General features: G+C 47.9%; 11 protein-coding genes. 2 read left to right on the plus strand and 9 right to left on the minus strand.

Annotation, left to right across the window (positions count from 1 at the left end):
- The first annotated feature begins 2 nt into the window (after positions 1–2).
- Positions 3–662 carry an ATP-binding cassette domain-containing protein gene (locus tag H5336_RS18830; RefSeq protein WP_185236013.1) on the plus strand — a complete coding sequence of 220 codons (660 nt, stop codon included), beginning with the start codon at positions 3–5 and terminating at the stop codon, positions 660–662.
- Positions 662–2,131, plus strand: a complete 1,470-nt coding sequence (locus H5336_RS18835) for a PhnE/PtxC family ABC transporter permease (protein ID WP_246439396.1) — start codon at positions 662–664, stop codon at positions 2,129–2,131. Before H5336_RS18830 ends, H5336_RS18835 begins: the two co-directional genes overlap by 1 nt.
- A 326-nt stretch (positions 2,132–2,457) precedes the next feature.
- Here the strand turns inward: H5336_RS18835 and H5336_RS18840 are convergent, their stop codons facing one another.
- The 9 genes from H5336_RS18840 to H5336_RS18885 all read right to left on the minus strand — a co-directional run bounded on the left by H5336_RS18840 (position 2,458) and on the right by H5336_RS18885 (position 20,454).
- Positions 2,458–2,865 (minus strand): GFA family protein, encoded by a 408-nt coding sequence (locus H5336_RS18840; RefSeq protein WP_185236014.1) that lies wholly within the window; start codon positions 2,863–2,865, stop codon positions 2,458–2,460.
- A 20-nt stretch (positions 2,866–2,885) separates the two neighbouring features.
- Entirely contained in the window at positions 2,886–3,086 is a 201-nt protein-coding gene (locus H5336_RS18845) for a DUF3185 family protein (protein ID WP_185236015.1), read from the minus strand.
- A gap of 320 nt (positions 3,087–3,406) precedes the next feature.
- Positions 3,407–4,975, minus strand: a complete 1,569-nt coding sequence (locus H5336_RS18855; RefSeq protein WP_185236016.1) for an FG-GAP repeat domain-containing protein — start codon at positions 4,973–4,975, stop codon at positions 3,407–3,409.
- A 141-nt stretch (positions 4,976–5,116) separates the two neighbouring features.
- Complete coding sequence (locus tag H5336_RS18860) at positions 5,117–5,704, minus strand: tetratricopeptide repeat protein (protein WP_185236017.1); 588 nt, start codon at positions 5,702–5,704, stop codon at positions 5,117–5,119.
- Positions 5,705–5,812: 108 nt separating this feature from the next.
- The gene (locus H5336_RS18865) at positions 5,813–6,292 is read right to left on the minus strand and encodes a glutathione peroxidase (protein ID WP_185236018.1); all 480 of its coding nucleotides are present in this window, start codon (positions 6,290–6,292) and stop codon (positions 5,813–5,815) included.
- A gap of 70 nt (positions 6,293–6,362) precedes the next feature.
- The gene (nhaA, locus tag H5336_RS18870; RefSeq protein WP_185236019.1) at positions 6,363–7,550 is read right to left on the minus strand and encodes a Na+/H+ antiporter NhaA; all 1,188 of its coding nucleotides are present in this window, start codon (positions 7,548–7,550) and stop codon (positions 6,363–6,365) included.
- Positions 7,551–7,848: 298 nt separating this feature from the next.
- The gene (locus H5336_RS18875; protein ID WP_185236031.1) at positions 7,849–8,415 is read right to left on the minus strand and encodes a DUF7010 family protein; all 567 of its coding nucleotides are present in this window, start codon (positions 8,413–8,415) and stop codon (positions 7,849–7,851) included.
- A gap of 515 nt (positions 8,416–8,930) precedes the next feature.
- Positions 8,931–19,448, minus strand: a complete 10,518-nt coding sequence (locus H5336_RS18880) for a tandem-95 repeat protein (protein ID WP_185236020.1) — start codon at positions 19,446–19,448, stop codon at positions 8,931–8,933.
- Positions 19,449–19,839: 391 nt separating this feature from the next.
- Positions 19,840–20,454: a phage tail protein gene (locus tag H5336_RS18885; RefSeq protein WP_185236021.1), complete on the minus strand. Its 615-nt coding sequence runs from the start codon at positions 20,452–20,454 to the stop codon at positions 19,840–19,842.
- Positions 20,455–20,632: the final 178 nt, after the last annotated feature.

Genomic DNA, 20,632 nt, shown 5'->3' on the forward strand with positions numbered 1-20,632 from the left:
GTTTGATCACTTTAAATAACTACAGCCATAGCTATGGCGATAAAGTTGTACTACAGGAAATAAACTTTACTGTTCACGCAGGTGAAAAAATTGCGTTATTAGGTTCTAGCGGAGCAGGTAAATCTACTCTACTTATGGCCCTATACGAACAGTTACAACAGCAGGCGGCATTGTGCCCTCAGCAGCTGGGCTTGGTTGATGCGCTTTCGGTATACCACAATATTTTTATGGGGCAGCTCGACAAGCATAACGCGCTGTACAACCTTTGGAATCTGTTCGCTCCCGTCCGAGCACAGCGCGTAGCCGTCACTCGCCTTGGAGAAGAATTAGGTATTGCCCACCTGCTGTGGAAGCCTGCAGGTCAGCTGTCTGGTGGTGAACGTCAACGCGTAGCCGTTGGTCGCGCGCTCTATAAAAAACAAACCACCTTTATTGGCGACGAACCCGTAACCGGGCTAGACCCAACCCGCAGCAGGCTCGTACTCGATAAAATATTAAACACTCACGACACGGTGATTGTCGCACTACACGACCCACAATTGGCCCTCTCGGCATTCGACCGTATCGTGGGCTTATACAATGGGAAAATCGTTTTCGATCGAGCATCGGTTCACGCAACAAACGAACAACTCCATCACTTTTATTCCAACGGAATGGTTTAATGCCACTGAGTTCGCGCCCAGCTCTGCAAACCAGCCTGCTCTTTTTACTGGCGGCACTCCTCTGTATACCTTTTGCCGATCTACAAATATACCCGTCGGAGCCTTTGCAGGAATTAGCGCGCATAGCTAAAGGCGTGATCACACCGCAATGGTATGACTGGCCTGGGCTAGCTCAAGCCGTTGTGTATACCCTCGCTTTTGCTTTTGTTGCAACGTCGATATCTGTAGCGCTCGGCTTATTATTAGCCACTCTATTCAACTACCGAGTAGTACGCGTATTTTGCGCCAGTATTCGTGCCGTCCATGAACTCTTTTGGGGGCTCATTTTTATGCAGGTATTTGGCCTTTCAGCGCTCACGGGCGTTTTGGCCATTGCCGTTCCCTATACCGGTATTTTCGCCAAGATATTTGCAGAAATATTAGAGCAGCAATCATTACTACCTGAAAAAACCCTCTGCCGAAATACTGGGCACCTAAGCCGCTGGGTTTACGCACGCCTTGCTCAATCACTACCAAGCTTAACCACTTACATTCGCTATCGATTTGAATGCGCCTTGCGCTCTAGCACTATATTGGGCTTTATCGGCTTACCCACCCTCGGCTTCTATTTTGAAACTGCATTTAAGCAGGGACAGTATTCTGAAGCGGCTTGCTTGCTATGGGTTTTTTATCTGCTAATTGCCAGCTTAAAGTTCTGGCTACACTGGAAAAGCGTACTCCTGTTTACCTTCGCCGCCTTCTTCTTACTCCCGGAATCTGCTCCCGTTTACGCCGGCTACTTTTGGCAATTCATATCCCAGGACATTTGGCCACAGGCAATACAAGAAGGGGCTTGGCTGAAGGCTATTGCTTGGTATGGCAACGAACTTATCCATACGCTTCTGCCAGCAATTGGCTATACCGTTATACTTTCACTCGTAGCCCTAGTGGCTAGCGGGATTCTCGCCATGCTGCTTTATCCGCTAGCGAGTAAACCCATGGTTGGTTCGGCGAGTTTTGTTGGGCATGGGTTTTTACTCATACTGCGATCAACACCAGAAATGGTTATAGCCTTTGTGCTGTTATTGCTATTTGGCCCTTCTGCATTACCCGCGGTGATTGCCCTAGCGATTCATACCAGTGGATTAGTTGCCTATTTAATTGCCCGTGAAAGCGAACGGCTTCCATTAAGGATCGATGCCCCCAGCGGTATCAACCTCTATAGTCACGAATTAACACCAAGACTCTTTCCGCGCATGCTGTCGCTACTCTTATATCGCTGGGAGGTTATTATGCGCGAAACCGCCATTCTTGGTTTATTGGGGGTAGCCACGCTGGGCTTTTATGTGGACTCGGCCTTTGAAGAAATACGCTACGACAAAGCGCTGCTTGTGGTTGTTGCAGCCGCCACACTCAATATTGGTGTCGATTGGTTTTCACGTCGCATTCGCCTCTACTGTCGATTACACGATAGTTTTCCAACATCGTAATACACCCCAAAAAGTGGTTCAGGCACCAAGGGGAAACGCCAAGCGATAATTAGATCTCATACGAACAGCCGTGTACTCTCTGGAGCAATTGCTTAGCGATGTAAGACCAGTCGGTAGCGCAGAGACCACATTAATTAATAGCGCTGCCCTTGTGGCCGTTAACAACTTTATATACCCATTACAAAAAAGCCTTCAGTTAAATACTGAAGGCTTTTCGGTTTATATATTTGAAATTTCCTATAAAAGCACAGTAACAGTAACCACGGCACTTATTCCGAAGAACACTGAAAACCTTACTGAAAACTCTACTAAAAGCGCTATAGCGGTTATTCAACCACCTCCGGCTCGGACTTCTTAATAACGTCGTCTTTAACCTCAAACCAGTCCGCATGGGTATTATAGTAAACGTGTATATCCGGGTTACGGTCAAGCGGCGAAGTAAAACAAGCACGCACAATATCCAGCTCACCTCTCCTGTTGTCTGAACGGAAAAACAAACTAGAGCCACAGTGACTACAAAACGCGCGTTCGGCCGATTGTGACGATGAATACCACATTAAACTGCATTTACTGTCTTCCACGGAAACCTGAGACTCCTCTACTCCCACCCAGGTAACAAACGCCGCGCCATGTGAACGCTGACACATGGTGCAATGGCAATGAGCCATCCACTTACTCGGAAAATCAATAGCAAACTTAACTGACCCACAAAGACACTGACCCTGCGCGCTCATGATATACCTTCATCAATGGTTTACTTTCGTTTAAGTAAAAAAAACAAGCCCAAGCCTATACATACAAGCCCGGCGATATAGCGGATCATCACCCCGTCAGTAGCGGAACCCGTGAAAGACTTTGAAAGCTGGGCACCAATAGCCCCAGACATTTCATAACCCCAATAAGTAAACCCAGCACCCACGACCAACAAAACAATGGCAATGACTTTATTATTCATATTTACCCCGGTTAAGCGTATTTATTGTTGTTATTAGTCCCAGACACAGTGCCACAAGCGCCGCCCAAAAAATAGCAGCTAAAACAAAAACAGCTGACTTATACAAGCCATTCCTCCGGGATATGACACTTATCTCGTTACTTACCGGTCTATATTCCGTTTCGGTTTGGGCAACACCCAAATTCCTACGACGCATGTCATCTAAATCTACAGGCGGAGCGACACCAGCCAAAGTATAGTCATGGTGAATACCGCGATAATGGCTTAAAGCGAATTCCCATGGGCGTAACCGCCCGATCAAAAACACGGTATTACCACAATCACTTCTTGGCTTTTCTATTTTCAAGCACAATTAACCGAGATTTTTGTGATTGAAAATCAAAATCACCTTCATCCGGTTTTCGCTCACCAGCAGCAATTTCCACCGAGGCCTTCAACTGGTCAATTTTGAATATACCCGCAACTATGTCGAGCTGTTTATTACCATTCAGATCCACTAAGTCAATCGAAACAATGCTTTCCGGTTTGCCTATTATGTTGTGCCGAGTGAATTGTTGTTTTCCGTCATTCTCGAACCAGATGAGTGTAGCTCGCTTTGAGTCATCCCAATAATTATTCCAACTACCCGCCACTACATCCATATCGCCATCGCCGTCCATATCTCCAGCTTTTGCCGTTGCCGCACCGTAGAAACGCCCTAGATTATGAAAATCAAATTGCAAATCACCTTTATTCTCTAACCACTGAACGCCATGGTAGGGCTTAGGTGAAAGATGCAGGTCGTGTGCATCGCCATTGGTAAATAAAATATCTAAATCGCCGTCTTTATCCATATCGGCCATAGACAACCCCGTAGACCCAATAATGGGGTCTGGTGCTCGAAACAGGTTGAACTTGGAGAAGTTCCCTTTACCATCGTTAATCATGCCGACAATCATTTCAAATTCCTGAGAAATCATTGTAACCAAATCGACAATACCATCGCCGTTGATATCCCCAGGCACAATATTTAAGCCACCGCCCATATTCATTAGCACATGAAAAATAGGCTTACCCTCGCCAACATTTTCCAGCCAACCGGTTTGTCCCACTTGGTCACTGCCAAAAATGGAAACAGCCAAATCCAGATCGTTGTCTCCGTCAAGGTCGGCTGCTCGAACATCCAATGCCCTTGGCACATTCTCCAGAAGAATGCGCTTTTCAAATTGACCTTTTTTAGTTTGCTTAAGTAAGATTATTTTTCCTGCTTTTAGATCAGCAGGGGGGAAAAATCGGCCGAGAGCCGCCACAATGATGTCGAGATCTCCATCGCCATCATAATCAACCACTTCCGCATTCGCAGGAACCAGTACGTTCAGCAATACTCGTTCTTTCCACTTGCCCCCTTTTTGTTCCAGTAGTGAAACCCGATTCGTCTCACAATCACTCAATATAAATTCAACCTTACCATCGCCGTCTAGATCTGCCGCTTTAACATTGGAAATAAGCGGCATAACAGATTTCGGGGAAAGATCTTTAAAATAAAAAGCGAGCGGGCTATTCGTGTTTTCAGTGTACGGTAAGCGGGATAATGCCTGTGGGCTACTACCGTAATAGTAAGCGGCAATATCACGAATATGCTCTTCTGAAATAAACTCCCGCCCAAGACGTTGCTCGGCAAGTTCTGCCATGCTGTTCACCACCATCGGCCAACTTTTTTTCGGCAGTAAACTGGGGGCAGGCACGTTGTGACAGGCACCGCAGTGGCTCTGCACAATGGGAATAATTTCATCAACAGATTTTGGCTTTGCGGTTTCTGCCGCAAAAGCAGGAGACAGCAAAAAAAGTAGGGCCAAACCAACTTTTCGGCGTAAACTGCATGCGGGTTCTACAAACATCAACCTGTTCATTTTCGTGAGTATTCTCTTAGGTAAATCTAGATGTTTTTACCAGCATCAAGCGCTTAGATCCAGTTTTCGCGTGCTGAATAAACGAAAAATAGCGTAGCTTTGCGCCTAGGTTAGCCGCATTTAGACTCAACTAGCCCGGGTTCACTGTAATTCTCGGATAAGCTGATGCTTTAGCTTTCGGCCCTTTTCTTTTACCTCTGGCGTAAACTCAGCCATACCTTCAAGCGCCTTTAGTGCCTCTATCGCCTGATCGCTGCCATAGCTGGCCGCTAGCGCTGTGTAGGCATACGACTGAGGGAAGTCTTTCTCTACTCCCTCACCGGCGTGATAAAGGCTGGCAACATACAGCATTGCGGGAACATTTTTGTTACGTACGGCTTCTTTATACCAGTACATAGCCTTATCTAGGTTTACTTTTCTGGCAATACCTAGATGGTAGGCCGTACCTAAATCACGCTGAGCATCGCTAAAGCCCTTCTCAGCCGCCATTTCCAGATAGGCAACACCCTGAATCTCGTTTTTGGGGCCACCCAGGCCCTGTACCATCATTACGCCCGCATAATACCTACCCACCACATACCCTTGCTGCGCGGCGAGGGCGCACACACGGTAGGCGCTTTGGTAGTTCTCGGTTTTATACAGGGTCTTACATTGGGTGTCATTCTGAGCAAAACACTGCGCAGAAAACATGAGTACGCCTACAAGTAGAGGGAGAGAAAAAGGTTTCATGGCTCGCATTTCTTTATTATGGACACTTTAATTGAATACTAATCGAGCCCTATTGTCGTAATTTTGCGTCAAAAGCTCAAATGGAATTTGGCCCAGTCGCTGCTCAGATCACTGTAAAGCCGCCTGAATGTATGGTTCTACCTCCAGAGGCTTCGCTTGTGGGGCAAAGCGCTTAATTGGGATACCATCCTTTCCTATTAAAAACTTGGTGAAATTCCACTTAATCTTGTTGCCCAGCATCCCCGGCAACGCCTGCTTAAGGTAATTGAATAACGGATGCGCGTTATCACCATTAACCTCAACTTTCTCCGTAACGGAAAAGTCGACACCGTAATTGATTAAACACCCTGCCGAAATTGCACTGGCATCGCCAGGCTCCTGACCACCGAACTGATTACATGGGCAACCAACAATTACTAAGCCCTTTTCACTGTAGTCTTCGTGTAGCTTTTGCAAGCCCTCATATTGCGGCGTAAAACCACACTTGCTCGCGGTGTTAACAACGAGAATAACCTGGCCTTCGAAGTCGGCGAAGTTGATTTCCTCGCCTTGCAAACTGTTTACGGAAAACGAATAAATGTTCGACATAATTCCAACATCCTTCAAAAAACGGCAACATGACCGCACTCTCAGTGACTGTTAACGGGTGAAATAAGCCTTAGTGCGCGGCTCTACCCAACCCAAACTTTAGCACCAAAAACCCAATCGCTCCCGATGCCAGTGAGCCCACGATAATACCCAGGCGCTCGTCGAACAGCAGGTTAACACCGGTTTCCTCAAATGCCAGTGAACCTATAAACAGGCTCATAGTGAAGCCTATTCCACAAAGCATCGAGGTACCATACAGGCTAGCCCAATTCATACCTTTCGGTAACTGCGCTAATTTCAATACGATTACCAACCAGCACAAAGTAAATATACCAATCTGTTTTCCAAAGAACAGGCCCAGCGCTATCCCCATTGGCACGCCATGAAAGAGCTGTTCCACACTAACGCCCGTTAAATTCAGCCCTGCATTGGCAAAAGCAAAAACCGGTAGAATAAAAAAAGCGACAATTGAGTGTAAATCGTGTTCCAAGCTTTTTAGTGGTGAATAACTCGGATTCTCTTTTGAATTAAGAGGAATAAACATGGCCAGTAATACACCAGAAAGCGTCGCATGCACGCCCGATTTAAGCGTTGCCACCCACATAATAAGACCGATAAGTAAATAGGGGCTTTTCGACACCACATTTCGCTTATTCAATACAAAAAGTAAGGGCAGGCAGGCAGCAACAACAGCTAAAGCGACAACCGATATTTTTGCTGCGTAAAAGACTGCAATTATGACAATAGCGCCAACATCGTCAAATATCGCCAGTGAGGTGAGGAATATTTTTAACGATGTAGGTACGCGCGAACCGAGAAGCGTCAATACACCGAGCGCAAACGCAATATCGGTAGCGGCAGGTATTGCCCAACCTTTTACCGCTACTGGATCGTCTTTGTTCAACCAAAAGTATATCAAGGCAGGTACTAACATACCGCCAATAGCCCCCACACCCGGCAGTATAATATTACGCTTATCGGAAAGTTCGCCTTCAACCAGCTCTCGTTTTAACTCTAAGCCTACAAGAAAGAAAAAAATCGCCATCAGGCCGTCGTTAATCCAAAGCAGCAACGGCTTTGCAATTTCCAATTCGCCAATGCGAATTTCTACAGGCGTAGAAAGCAGCAGCTCGTAGTACTCGTTGAGAAAAGTGTTCGCCATTATAATGGCGACAGCAGCTGCTCCTACAAGTAAGATTCCACCCGCGGATTCCAGCTTGAAAAATTTGTTAATATACAAGTCCAAAGAGCTATTCATAAACAATCCGTATATCCATAAATACTACGCTTGGCCAGAACCAACCAAGTCATTCAAATAATTAACACGATTGAAACATTCATTCATACGCTATATCGCTTCGGTTTTATCAATGTTACAAATGCCCGCCTAACCAACCTTAACTCCACAATAGGTGTTACGTACTAAAGCCCTTAGCTCGTGCGATACCCATCCGTTTTCTTACCCCAGAATTATTCAATACGGTTGTACCGCTAAATCAGATCAAACTGACCGCTAGATTCCAAAGGCGAACATGCGCTTTCGCACAAAGTAGAATTCAGGATGAAACGACAAGTGTGTCAGTAGGTAATCGATACTTTTTCCGACTTAGGAAAATTATGAATGCAAACATCAGCTCCACAGTACCGCCCGCAACACCCCCAACAAAAACAGGGGCATTTAAAACAAGAAGCATAACTCCGGATGCGGCCAATGCGGCGGCAAACACCCAATATACACGCAAGCCGTATAGGGTGGCGAATGTTAAATAGCGACCGCCAATAACCAGAATCATTGCAGGAAAAAACCACTCCAACCTGTAAAAAGCCGCTCCACCTGCAATAGGAATAGACAATAACATCCAAAAAAACCCCTCAATCGCCAGAGGTGCCAATGGATTTTGCTTATCATGCTTGCCAGTACAACCCAACATTTTGCAAAGCACTACGGACAGTGGGAAGATAAACATACCACCAATAACACGTGTTAATATTCCTGTAATCGGCTGTACCCAAAAGGCGATAAGCCCGGCAATGAGCCATACTGAGCCTGAGCATATAACGCCCGGAACGCCATTAAAGTATGCCGTTCGCATATCCTCTTGTGCTTGCTGTATTGAGTTCATCACGTTTCCTTATCCTGTACAGTTTTGGGCTAAAAACCGACCAATTCCACTACTGCACTGCTGAAGTCTTGGTATATAGACTCATCACCTAGTATATGTCCAGCTATATTATCTAAGGGACGTATCATTAAGTCTATGCGGCCTCTGGCTTATACGGGGGAGCTGGCGCAAAGGGACTGATACAAAAGGACTGGCAAGTCCCCTACACGGAAATAAGTAGATGACGAGATAAGTACCATGAGCAGAAAACCAATGCCCAACGATCACTTATAATTAGTCAGAGGTTCCCAGCATTGCCTTTAAAACAACGTTATTGAATGGCTGCCACGGAAACGGCAAGCCTTTAACCCCGAGCAGCGCTTATACCTGAAAAGTCCCTCCGTCAAAGGTACTTCTACCGATTAAGAGCTTATTTTTTCGAACATTGCCAAGTAACATCAAATGAGTACAGTAAACTCAATATAGTTCTAACAGCCGCCACAAAAAAGCAGCTTTACCGTTTGCAACTTGACTAACTAAAACGAATAGCTAAGAGACAGCCCTAATCCGGCGGCACTTTTTGAGCTTATTTTAAAATACTGATAACCGGCACCTATGGAGAACTGCTCGATCGCCACCTGCGCTCCCAACGCAACCCAAGGATCAACGCCATCATCCTCAACGTCGGCTGAAAAGCCTGTTACCCGAACGCTGGAATTCCAGTAAAGCATACCCAAATCCGCATACACTGAATAGCGCTGCGCAAAATCCCGTGTAAATCGAGCATTTACCGTCGGCCCTGCTCCCAGGTGTGGAAAGGCCTCACCCAAGGCGCGGGTTATCACAGATTCTTCTTCATCAAGAATGTCGATTTCGAGATTTGCCTCACCCATATCAACATAACCCACCATTACAGCTACATGCGGGTTATAGGAATAACCCAATTTTAAATGGTAGGCCTGCGCCGTATTATCGTACTGAAGGCTATTCACCGTAACGTTATGCTTGGCCATCGTTTGAATAAAACCTGAAGAACTTTGACTAGATTTTGCTTGAAATAGAGAGGCCTCGACGAATAAATTTTTGCTACTAAAATCTGCGCGCGCAACATCCGGAAAAACCCCTATAAAGAACAAACCTGCGATTGCTCCTAAATATTTTTTAGGTAACCTCCTACCAATCCCAATCATCAACAGCATCATTATCAAAGCTATTCCTACAGAACCTCCACCACCGGTTGCGGTATAAGATTTTGTATTCCGTGTGGCAACGCCACCCGGGTCTACAACGGTGCTATTCGCTTCACCATCGGCGTCGTTGGGGCCACCATCTTCGATGGTAAGCTGCACACACCAATACCCTTCAACTAGCCCAACCTGCCAGGCGTCGTCACCAGGGGGTGGGCAGAAGCCTTCACTTCCGCCCGCTGAATGTAACTGGTTTTGGACATTTTCGACAAAGGTTACCCAGCGACCATTAACCAATTTTCGGTAGAGGGCGTTCGCGGGGATCGATTCTAGCTGCGGAATAACAATCGCCGCACTTTGCCCAGGCGTAGGCAACTCCGAAAGCTCGAAATCAAACAAGCCCGTGAAAGTATGCCGCTCATCCTCTTCTGCCATACTTAAATCCATTAACTCATTCATACTTAGGCGTGCACCACCGCTCTGCCCCTGAATAGCAAATTCTCCTAACCGGCAACGAATGCCTGGATCACACTCCATAAGGAAACTATTCGTTTCACTAGCACGTTCGGGTAGTACGTTTACCAGCGCGATATTATCCAAATAATCCGGTATACCGTCGAAATCCGTATCGGCGGTACCTTCTGCTAGATCGCTCCTGCCATCACTATCCGTATCCTCATCCGGCGAGAGTACAGGTAAATTTTCCACAACTACAAAATGTAGCACCGCCGTATTATTTTCCCCACCGCTATCGGTAACCCGAACCTTCGCACGGTAACGACCTGGCGAGAGCTGCGATGGGTCAAGCGTAAACGTAGTATTGTCTGCATCGCCATCCAGATCGACCAAGCTGTTATCGGTGTGGGACCAGTCCAATACATGGGTATCGCCGCTGTTAGGGTCATTTATGGTTGCGAGAATAACAACATCACCGCCATTGGGCAGAATTTGCACGGTCGCAATACTGCTCTGACGGATAGTGAGTGTCACTTTGGGAGAAAGGTTTCGCTCAGCGATTGTTAGTTGAAAACTGTTTTTCTGACCACTATTAATGTCATAAATATCGGCTTCAAATCCGTCTGAAAGATCCTCGCTATTAAGGGTTCTATCATCCAATCGCAGCTCCAATATTTCATCATCTTCCGAAATACCATCGTCTAAAACAGTAAACCGAATGGCCACACTGGTTTCACCTTCTTCAAAGATTACGCGGCCACTTTGTAGGTTGTAGTCGTTACTATCAGCACTGCTGCTGTCGCCATCAATAATGTATGGCACCTCCAATGGGTAGAACGGAGACTCGCCATTTAATACCACATAAAGCTCTGCCTCGACCCCCTCCACTGTTACCTGATTTTTACTAAAAGACACGAGTGGTCGAACATAAATATGCTGCACAACACTGGCACTGTTGCCCATAACATCTTCTGCAACCCAAGTTATAATGTTGTCACCGGGCGGCAGTGAATACTGGCCGTCCAAAATGTCCGCCGCGCTTAATTGGCAACAACCGTTGCCATCAACATTATCCGTTACCCGTTCAGCCATGGCGCTTTCTATTTCGGCCTGTGTACTGTCAGCAGGAAGCGACAGTATTTGTGCCACGCTCACAGAAGTAAATAAACCCGTTGCATCCACGATTATATCGACTGGTGCCGTAACCTCCGGTGGCGTTAAATCGAGATAGTCTAACGGGTCATTTGGATCGGTATTATCAATGCCTTCCTGATGATCGCTTAGGGTGTCACCATCGGTATCCACATCGGCTACCACACTGAGGTCAAATGCGGCTAACGCCGAAGAAGTAAACCCGTCACTTACGCTGATAACAATCGCATTGGTTGTACCGACATCGTCCTGTAATGGTGTTCCGCTAAGCACACCGGTTGCCGTATTAAAACTAGCCCAGGCAGGTTGGTTAACAACGGTAAAAGTTAACGCGAACAAATCATCGTTACTGTTTACTTGAGCGGTGAACAGGTACGCCTGCCCTTCTAACACGTCCGTTTCAGGTGTTCCGTCTATCACTGGCGCAGAGGCGGGCGAGAACTGAATACTCACAGTCGCCTGGTTGGAGCTTTCACCGGATTCGTCATCTATGGTGTAGCTGAAGCTGTCTCCCGCCAGTGGATCTATGCCAGCGGCGGGCGTATAGGTTAGCGTACCGTCATTATTATTGCTGAGTGTACCTTGAGTAGGTGCATTAACCACAACAATGGCAGCTGCATCCAGAGAACCATCAATATCACTGTCGTTGGCGGTGACCTCCAGCATGCTAGATGCATTGGCAACAATATTAAATGCATCGCTATTGGCCAAGGGTGCGTCGTTAACCGGGTCAACGGTAAGTGTTACCGTTGCGGTATTTGATATAAGCCCCTGACCGTCTTGTACGCTGTAGGTAAAGCTGTCACTGCCCACGAAATCGTCCAGCGGTGTATAAAGCACATTGCTACCATCAACCACAGCTACACCAGAACTCGCGTTTGTTTCTACGGTCAAGGTCGCGACATTAAGTGTGCCGTCTACGTCGGCATCATTACCTAACACGTTAATGGCAAGGCTAGCATCTTCTAGCAGGATAACGGCATCGTTTTCAGCAACCGGCGCATCGTTCACACTGTTAACCGTAATCGATACTGTGGCAGACGCCGAAACAGCACTCAGATCATCCTCAACCGTGTAGGTAAAGCTGTCGCTACCGTTAAAATTAGCCGCCGGCGTATAGGTTATTTCACCGGTTATTGCATTAATACTGGTAGTGCCATTTACGGTATTGGTTGCGATGACAACACTGGTTGCATCCAATGATCCATCGGGGTCGCTATCATTAATTAACACGTTAACGGCTGTAGCCGTATCTTCATCTGTAATCGCAGAGTCATTTGCGGCTACTGGCGCGGTATTCGGGTCAATCACACTCACTGTTACGGTTGCCACATTGGAGGTGGCACCATTAGCATCATCGATAGAGTAGGTGAAAGAATCACTGCCCAGATAATCGGTATTCGGTGTGTAGTCGATCTGGCCAGCGTTAACAACAGCACTACCATTGCTGGCCGCGCCGATCACCACTAATGTGCTGGTGTCTGGAGCATCGGCAGTATCGACATCGCTGTCGTTGGCCGCAACATCAATACTTACCAGCGTGTTGATATCGGTATTGGCACTGTCGGCAGCGGCAACGGGCGCATCGTTTTGCGGGTTTACGGTAATGGAAACCACAGTCACTGCCGATGTGTCACCACTGGCATCCTGTACGGTATAGGTAAAGCTGTCGCTGCCATTAAAGTTGGCGTTTGGAGTGTAAGTGATAACGCCGGTACCGGTATTAACACTGGTAGAGCCGTTTGCAGCCTCGCTTACCACGGTTACACTGGCGGCGTTAATCGCATCGTCGCTATCGGAATCGTTGGCCAGTACATCCACCATTACCGCGTTGTCTTCGTTGGTGGTAGCCGTGTCGGCTGTGGTGCTGGGCGCATCATTCAATGCCGTCACCGTCACACTGAAGATAAAATTACTACCAGCGTTGTTATTAATATTGCCCAACGCATCATTCAGTGTGAAGGCAAAGCTGTCGCTGGTGGTTTCACCACCGTCGTGATCGTAAGTAATGTCGTTGTTAACAATATGCTGCTGGGTAAAAGTATCGCCATTGCTTAACGCGCTGCCACCACTGCGCAAATTACCATTGGCTGAGGTTGAAACTATTGTGTAAGTGGTATTGCTGGCATTGCTCAGGTTATCGCTGGCGGTCAGCAAACTGGTATTAATAACGGAATCGCTATCGCCCTCGCTAACACTCAAACCTGTGTTGGTTACTACGATAGGGCTAGTGGCATCCAAAGTGAAAAGGGTAAGCGTAACAACATTGCTGGCATTTCCCCCGCTGTCTGTAACAGTCAGGGTACAATCGCTGTAATCACCGTCGGCCAAGGCCGTGCTGTTGTCCGCTTGAGTCAAGGTAATGGTGGTATTACCACCGGTAATCACACCTTCGTCACTACTGCCACAGCTGCCGCCAACGGTAAGTGTGCCCTCCTCAGTGGACGACAGAGTTACATCTGGTGTGGTGTCATTCGCTGGTGTGATTACAGCGGTGACTTCTGCAACCGTTGGGGCAGCAACATCAACGATAAAGCTGCTAAGGGTTACCGGTGAATTGCTGTTACCAGAGGCATCTGTAACCGTAAGGGTACAATCACTGTAAGTACCATCGGCAAGCGCAGTGCTGTTATCTGACTGAGTTAAGGTGATGGTGGTGTTGCCAGAACCAATCGCGCCTTCGCTGGCACTGCCGCAACTTCCGCCCACGGCAAGCGTTCCGGCTTCATCACTAGAAAAAGTAACGTCTGGCGTAGTGTCATTCGCTGGCGTGGTTACGGCGGTCACCTCTGCAACCGTCGGGGCAGCTACATCAATGATAAAGCTGCTTAGGGTTACCGGTGAATTACTGTTACCAGAGGCATCTGTAACCGTAAACGTACAATCACTGTAGGGACCACCGGCAAGCGCGGTGCTGTTATCCGTTTGCGTTAACGTAATGGTGATATTGCCACTGCTAATCGCGCCCTCACTGGCGCTGCCGCAACTGCCACCTACGCTGAGAGTGCCTGCTTCGTTAGTGGAAATTGTTACATCTGGCGTGCCGTCGTTGCCGGGTGTTACCACGGCGGTTACTTCAGCCACACTAGGCGCCGACACATCAATGACGAAGCTACCCAGGGTTACAGGCGTGCTGCTGTTACCCGAGGCATCGGTAATGGTAAGGGTGCAATCACTATAAGTGGCTTCAGCCAGCGCGCTGCTGTTATCTGCTTGGGTTAAGGTGATAGTGGTATTACCACTACTAATAGCGCCTTCACTGGCGCTGCCGCAACTGCCGCCCACGGCAAGCGTTCCTGCTTCATCACTAGAAAAAGTAATGTCTGGCGTAGTGTCATTCGCTGGTGTGGTTACGGCGGTCACCTCTGCAACCGTGGGGGCAGCAACATCAATGATAAAGCTGCTAAGAGTTACCGGTGAATTACTGTTACCAGAGGCATCTGTAACCATAAGCGTACAATCACTGTAGGTGCCACCGGCAAGCGCGGTGCTGTTATCTGACTGAGTTAAGGTGATGGTGGTATTACCACTGCTAATCGCGCCCTCACTGGCGCTACCACAACTTCCACCCACGGTGAGAGTTCCCGCTTCGTTAGTGGAAAGAGTGACGTCCGGCGTACTGTCGTTACTGGGCGTTACTACGGCTGTCACTTCGGCAACCGTCGGGGCAGCAACATCAATGGTAAAGCTGCTAAGAGTTACCGGTGAATTGCTGTTACCCGAGGCATCTGTAACCGTAAACGTACAATCACTGTAGGTGCCATCGGCAAGTGCAGAACTATTGTCCGCTTGCGTTAAGGCGATGGTGGTATTGCCGCTGCCTATCGCACCTTCACTGGCGCTGCCGCAACTGCCGCCTACGCTGAGAGTGCCTGCTTCGTTAGTGGAAATTGTTACATCTGGCGTGCCGTCGTTGCCGGGCGTTACCACGGCGGTGACTTCAGCCACACTAGGCGCCGACACATCAATGACGAAGCTACTCAGGGTTACAGGCGTGCTGCTGTTACCCGAGGCATCGGTAATGGTAAGGGTGCAATCACTATAAGTGGCTTCGGCCAGCGCGCTGCTGTTATCCGCCTGGGTTAAGGTGATAGTGGTATTACCACTACTAATCGCGCCTTCACTGGCGCTGCCGCAACTGCCGCCCACGACAAGCGTTCCTGCTTCATCACTAGAAAAAGTAACATCTGGCGTAGTGTCATTCGCTGGCGTGGTTACGGCGGTCACCTCTGCAACCGTGGGGGCAGCAACATCAATGATAAAGCTGCTAAGAGTTACCGGTGAATTACTGTTACCAGAGGCATCTGTAACCGTAAGCGTACAATCACTGTAGGTGCCACCGGCAAGCGCGGTGCTGTTATCCGTTTGCGTTAAGGTAATGGTGGTATTACCACTGCTAATCGCGCCCTCACTGGCGCTACCACAACTTCCACCCACGGTGAGAGTTCCCGCTTCGGTAGTGGAAAGAGTGACGTCCGGCGTACTGTCGTTGCTGGGCGTTACTGCAGCTGTCACTTCGGCAACATTGGGCGCGACCAAATCAATTGTGAAGCCACTAAGCGTAAGAGTGTTGCTGTTATTACCAACCGCATCAGTAACGGTAAGCGTACAATCGCTATAGGTGCCAGCGGCCAATGCCGTGCTGTTATCCGTTTGAGTTAAGGTGATGGTGGTACTGCCAGAGCTTACGGCACCCTCATCACCGCTGCCGCAACTTCCTCCCACACTCAAGGTTCCAGCCTCATCGCTATTAAAGGTAACGCTGGGAGTGGCATCGTTAGCTGGTGTGGCCACCGCCGTAATTTCCGAAACGGTTGGCCCCTGCCCATCTACCAGTACTGCAGCCAAGCTGCCAACACTGTTGAGTACGGTATTGATGTTATTACCAGCCCCATCTTGCAAGGTTCCACCGTTAGCTTGCACTGTGCCGCTGAGACTAAGCCCGTCGCTGTCCAAGTCTGCCACTTGCACGGTATAGCGGAATAATAATGCGTTGCCTCCCGAGCCGGAAACATAGCTTGCATATTGCGCAGAGGCTCCAATCGTTAATTGTAATCGCGGTGTACCTCCGCCTGTGTTCACGGTTATGTTTTCATTAAAGTTAACCGTGAAATCAAGATTATCACCAACCCCATAACTCGCGTTTGCGGGAACCGCAACCGAGTTTACATCCGGTTCAATATCATCAGTTGTAGTGGTACCCGTACTATTGGTAACCGCACTAGTGGAAGCCATTTGAGTACCCGTGCTAACCAGCGTTAAATCAGTGTCTCCATCAACGCTAAGCATCACGGTGTTGCCATGGGTCAACCCCGTGTTGTCGTTGTAATACCCGTTCACGGTGTAGATTTCGCTACTGCCATCGGCTACTGAAATAGCTAACGTGCTAAAGGTTATGGTGTCGCTAACGGCGCTATATACGCCCGTTACGTTACTGGCGTCATTACCGTTTAAGCGCCACGTTATTTTTGCCCGGTCTGCATCACTCGTCGTACCGGTTACGTTCAGTATAATTTGAGATATGCCAAGCGCCAAACCATCCGCTGTCCCACCGTCACTTATGGTGAAATCAAATAAATTTGCGGCTTCGCCTTCTGTATCGATCGAGTAGCTGAGCCCAATCGGTTCGGTAACGCCTCCGGCTGCCATAAGGTTGCCGTCGCTGTCTGGTACCAATCCCGTTAGCTGGCTACTATCGGCCACGCTTAGTGCTCCCGATGTACTCCGCAAGTTAAAGTTTTCGGAAGAACCACCAGAGGCCGTGTAGGTGATTTGCATACCGGTAAAAGTAGCAACACCAGAGGCAGGGGTAAGGGAAACGGTTGTAGGAGAACCATCGACATCGCCCGTACCCGAAAGCAATGCAGCACCTGCGCCATTTACTTCAGAAATAACAATGGAGGTGCTGTAGCCTGTGTCTAAAACACTATTACCATCACGCGCTGACACCACGGGCACCGTGGTAAAGCTGGTTGCAACACCACTACCGACAGTAAGCGGAACAGGCTGAGTGTCATATACCAATTGCGTTGCAACCACATCGGAAGTGACCGCATTCGCGTCTACCGTGGGAATATCGGAACCAACACCGCTTTGGTCATCTGCGGTAAGCGTAAAACTTTGTTGATCTGCCGTTGCGGTGTAGATTAAGCCTGCGAATGTCGCCACACCAGTAACAGCGGTCGTGGTTGTGCTTGTGAGTGTTCCAGCACTGGCTTCGGTTAGGGTCACCGTCTCGGTAAAATCCACATCGGTATTGCCAAAGGCATCTTGAGCAGTCACTACGGGCTGGGTTGTTAGTGCACTGCCAGAGACAGAACCCGCCGGCTGCGTGGTAATTGCTAGCGCCGTGGCGGTTACATCCAAGGTGCCACCCACACCATTATTGACGGCAGACGTAGAACCCATTTGCGTACCGCTGCCACCAACCGTGAGATCAGTATCGCCATCCACAGTTAAAATAAACGTTGCGTCTTCGGTTACCGCTGTATTGTCGTTGTAATAACCGTTTACCGTATAAATTTCACTGGTGTTATCGGCTACAGAAATAGACAAACCTGTAAACGTAATAGTATCCGCTCCACCACTATAACTACCTGATACATCGCTTGCGTCGGGCCCATTTAATCTCCACGTTATACCGCCGCGCTGTGCATCTGTACTGGTACCGGTAACGTTTACTACAACTTGCGATACCGATAACGCAAAACCATCACCACTGCCATCCGATAAGGTAAAATCAAATAAATTTACGGCTTCACCCTCGCTATCAACGGTTGTCGCAAGACCAACAGGTTCCGATACGCCACCTGCGGAGGTTAGATCGCCGTTACTGTCTGGCACATTGCTTACCGTAATGCCATTGCCCGCGGTGTCGGATGTATCACCAACGGTAACGTTAGTTATAAAGTCGTCTGCAGCCGACAAATTGTAACTAACCGCATCTAAAGCACTTAAACCATTAGTGTTTAGCAGCGCTTCCACTGCGGCAATATCGCCCCCTAATAAAGTCACAGTAAATTGAGTAGAGGAATCAATCTCCACATCAGAAGATGTGAGTAAAACACGAGTACCGTTCGCCTGCCCTCGAATAGTCAGATCACTAACATCTACATCGGCACCACCGCCATTAGCCTGAAAGTTTACCCCGGTTACAACCAGTGCTTTCGTACTGTAATTGTAAGTAGCGCTAGTAACTTCAGGTGGGCTACTAGGCGCAACCACATTACTGTAGGTGATATTTTTAAATGTGAAATTACTAAAATTATTGCCGTTAACACAGCACCCACTTATTGCAAACACAAAGTCAATTTGCGCTACGCCGGTTACCGGGGGGGTACTATCACCATCAAAAAAAGCAAATAGATCTGTATCGGAGCTGGTTAAGGTTTTGTTTCCAGCTAGCGTCATTGTTCGCAATGGTGCGCCACCACTATCTCTAAAAACAACGGTTGACGAAGAATCTAATGTAATGCCAGAGCCAACAAAGGAATAAATTGTGAGCGCACTAACATCGACCGTACCCGCATCGACGTTATCAGTCTTAATAGTAAGGGTTTTACTTGCACTCGCATTATCGTTCCAATAAAGCTCGCCACCCGCCGCAACGAAATCATTAGATACAACAAGATTTACGTCCGTAAGTTCTTTATACCCCGAACCACCGGAATCGGTACTACCCAATCCAGCGAACGTTGTCTGTAATACGTGTGCGTATTGTTTAAGCCCTTCGCTTATAAAAGGGGTTGATGTTTGTATATCGCCCACCCGTAATTCCAGATCCCAGTCCCCACCGAGGGCAACAGCACCCGTAGGATTTGACGAGGCAGCCACATCGGCGCCGGTTTGCTCAGCCAAAAACGATACAAACTGCCGGCCTTTCTCACCTGCCGCTAGATTGCAACCATAAAAAAGCACATCGGCATCTTTAGATAGCACAGAACTTAGCTGGTTTAAAAACCGTTTTTCATCTTTCATTGTTTGCGATGAAATCCACCGATCCCCCAACAAAATTTGTCCATCACTAGCGTGAGAAACAATATGTAAATTTGCTATGTTTTTGTGACTTTTAAGAACGCGAGTTAACTGCTGAAGTCCATCGCGTTGAGAGCTAATTTCACGAACAATAACGCCGGGCTTTAAGCTTTGATAAAAAACCTGCTTATCGGCAACGGCCTCATCAATAATAACCAAGTCGGTAGCCATGTACCCTGAAACGGTATTAGCGACTGAAATATTCGAGAAAAACATTATAAGCATTAACACTAATACTCTATTTATACATCTGATCATGAATAAGCCCGTCAATAATTAATTAGATAGCATCATGCACAGGTCCCTTCCATGACCATGCTTTTACCCAACAAGTATAGGCAAGCTTTCCAATAGATAATGCCTAATTACGATTCTTCTAAAAACACACTTTTTTGGCGCACACGGGCTTAACCATGAGAGCTTACTGAGAAGACAAATGGCGGATATCATTGACTTGAAAGGAATAGAAAGAAACGTGCTTTCCACTCTTACGGAAGGGCGATATGGCAACTTGAAAATAAACGTACAATGCTACCCGCCGCAAGAGCAGGTAGCTAGCACTAAACGTCGTGGAAAAATGTACACAAATAAAGTCACACGAAGGGCTAGGGAACCTTTAACTGCGAGAAGGGTAAAGACCTTGAGTTGCAATACAGTAATTCATGACTAACGCCGGCTGCATGAGAGAAAAAGCTGAGCTTCCGCCCGTTGATTGAATATCCACGTTACCGCCGGCACCCGAACCGCCAGCAACACCGCCTAATTTAACGGTTCCAGCACCCGCATCAGCGCGATACAAAAGCACACCATCACTCCTGCCACCGTCATTTTTTGCCAAATAGGCACCTTCAGTTGGTGCATCTTGAGTGGCCGCATCAGTTGAAACATTCACTTCAGCGTCAGTATCGCCACTGCCGGGAGTAAACACAGCAACATGGCTATGGTTCGCTAGTTCTGACGCTGATAAGGTATGTAATTCGCTACCAGCCTGTTGGCCTACTCGCCAGTCGTATAAACTACCTGGGTGCTGCCCTGCACTCATGCCCGCTTTACCCCTTAAATCCGGCAGCCCAAAGGTGCTTCTGCCATCACCACCATATGCTGTCCCTAGCAATGAAAATAATGCCGTATTCGAACTAATCGCTACCATAGCACCCGAACAAAAAGCCCAGTTCCTAGGTGCGAAATTGAAACCAAACGCACATATTTGCCCTATAAAAGGATTATCCATAGTGAAGCCCTCAAGCTTGTTTTTTTAGTGAAGAGGATGCATTAAAAGTAACCCCAGCATCCAAATGAAAGCGTTCTGCAAAGGTCAGGCCGCTATAAATACCGTCCACGCTGGCAAGGATATCTAACCGCAGGGATCCACCGTTAACACACACAATTAGACCCTCTGGTTCACCTAC

It is taken from the genome of Teredinibacter franksiae, assembly GCF_014218805.1.
Lineage (GTDB): Bacteria > Pseudomonadota > Gammaproteobacteria > Pseudomonadales > Cellvibrionaceae > Teredinibacter > Teredinibacter franksiae.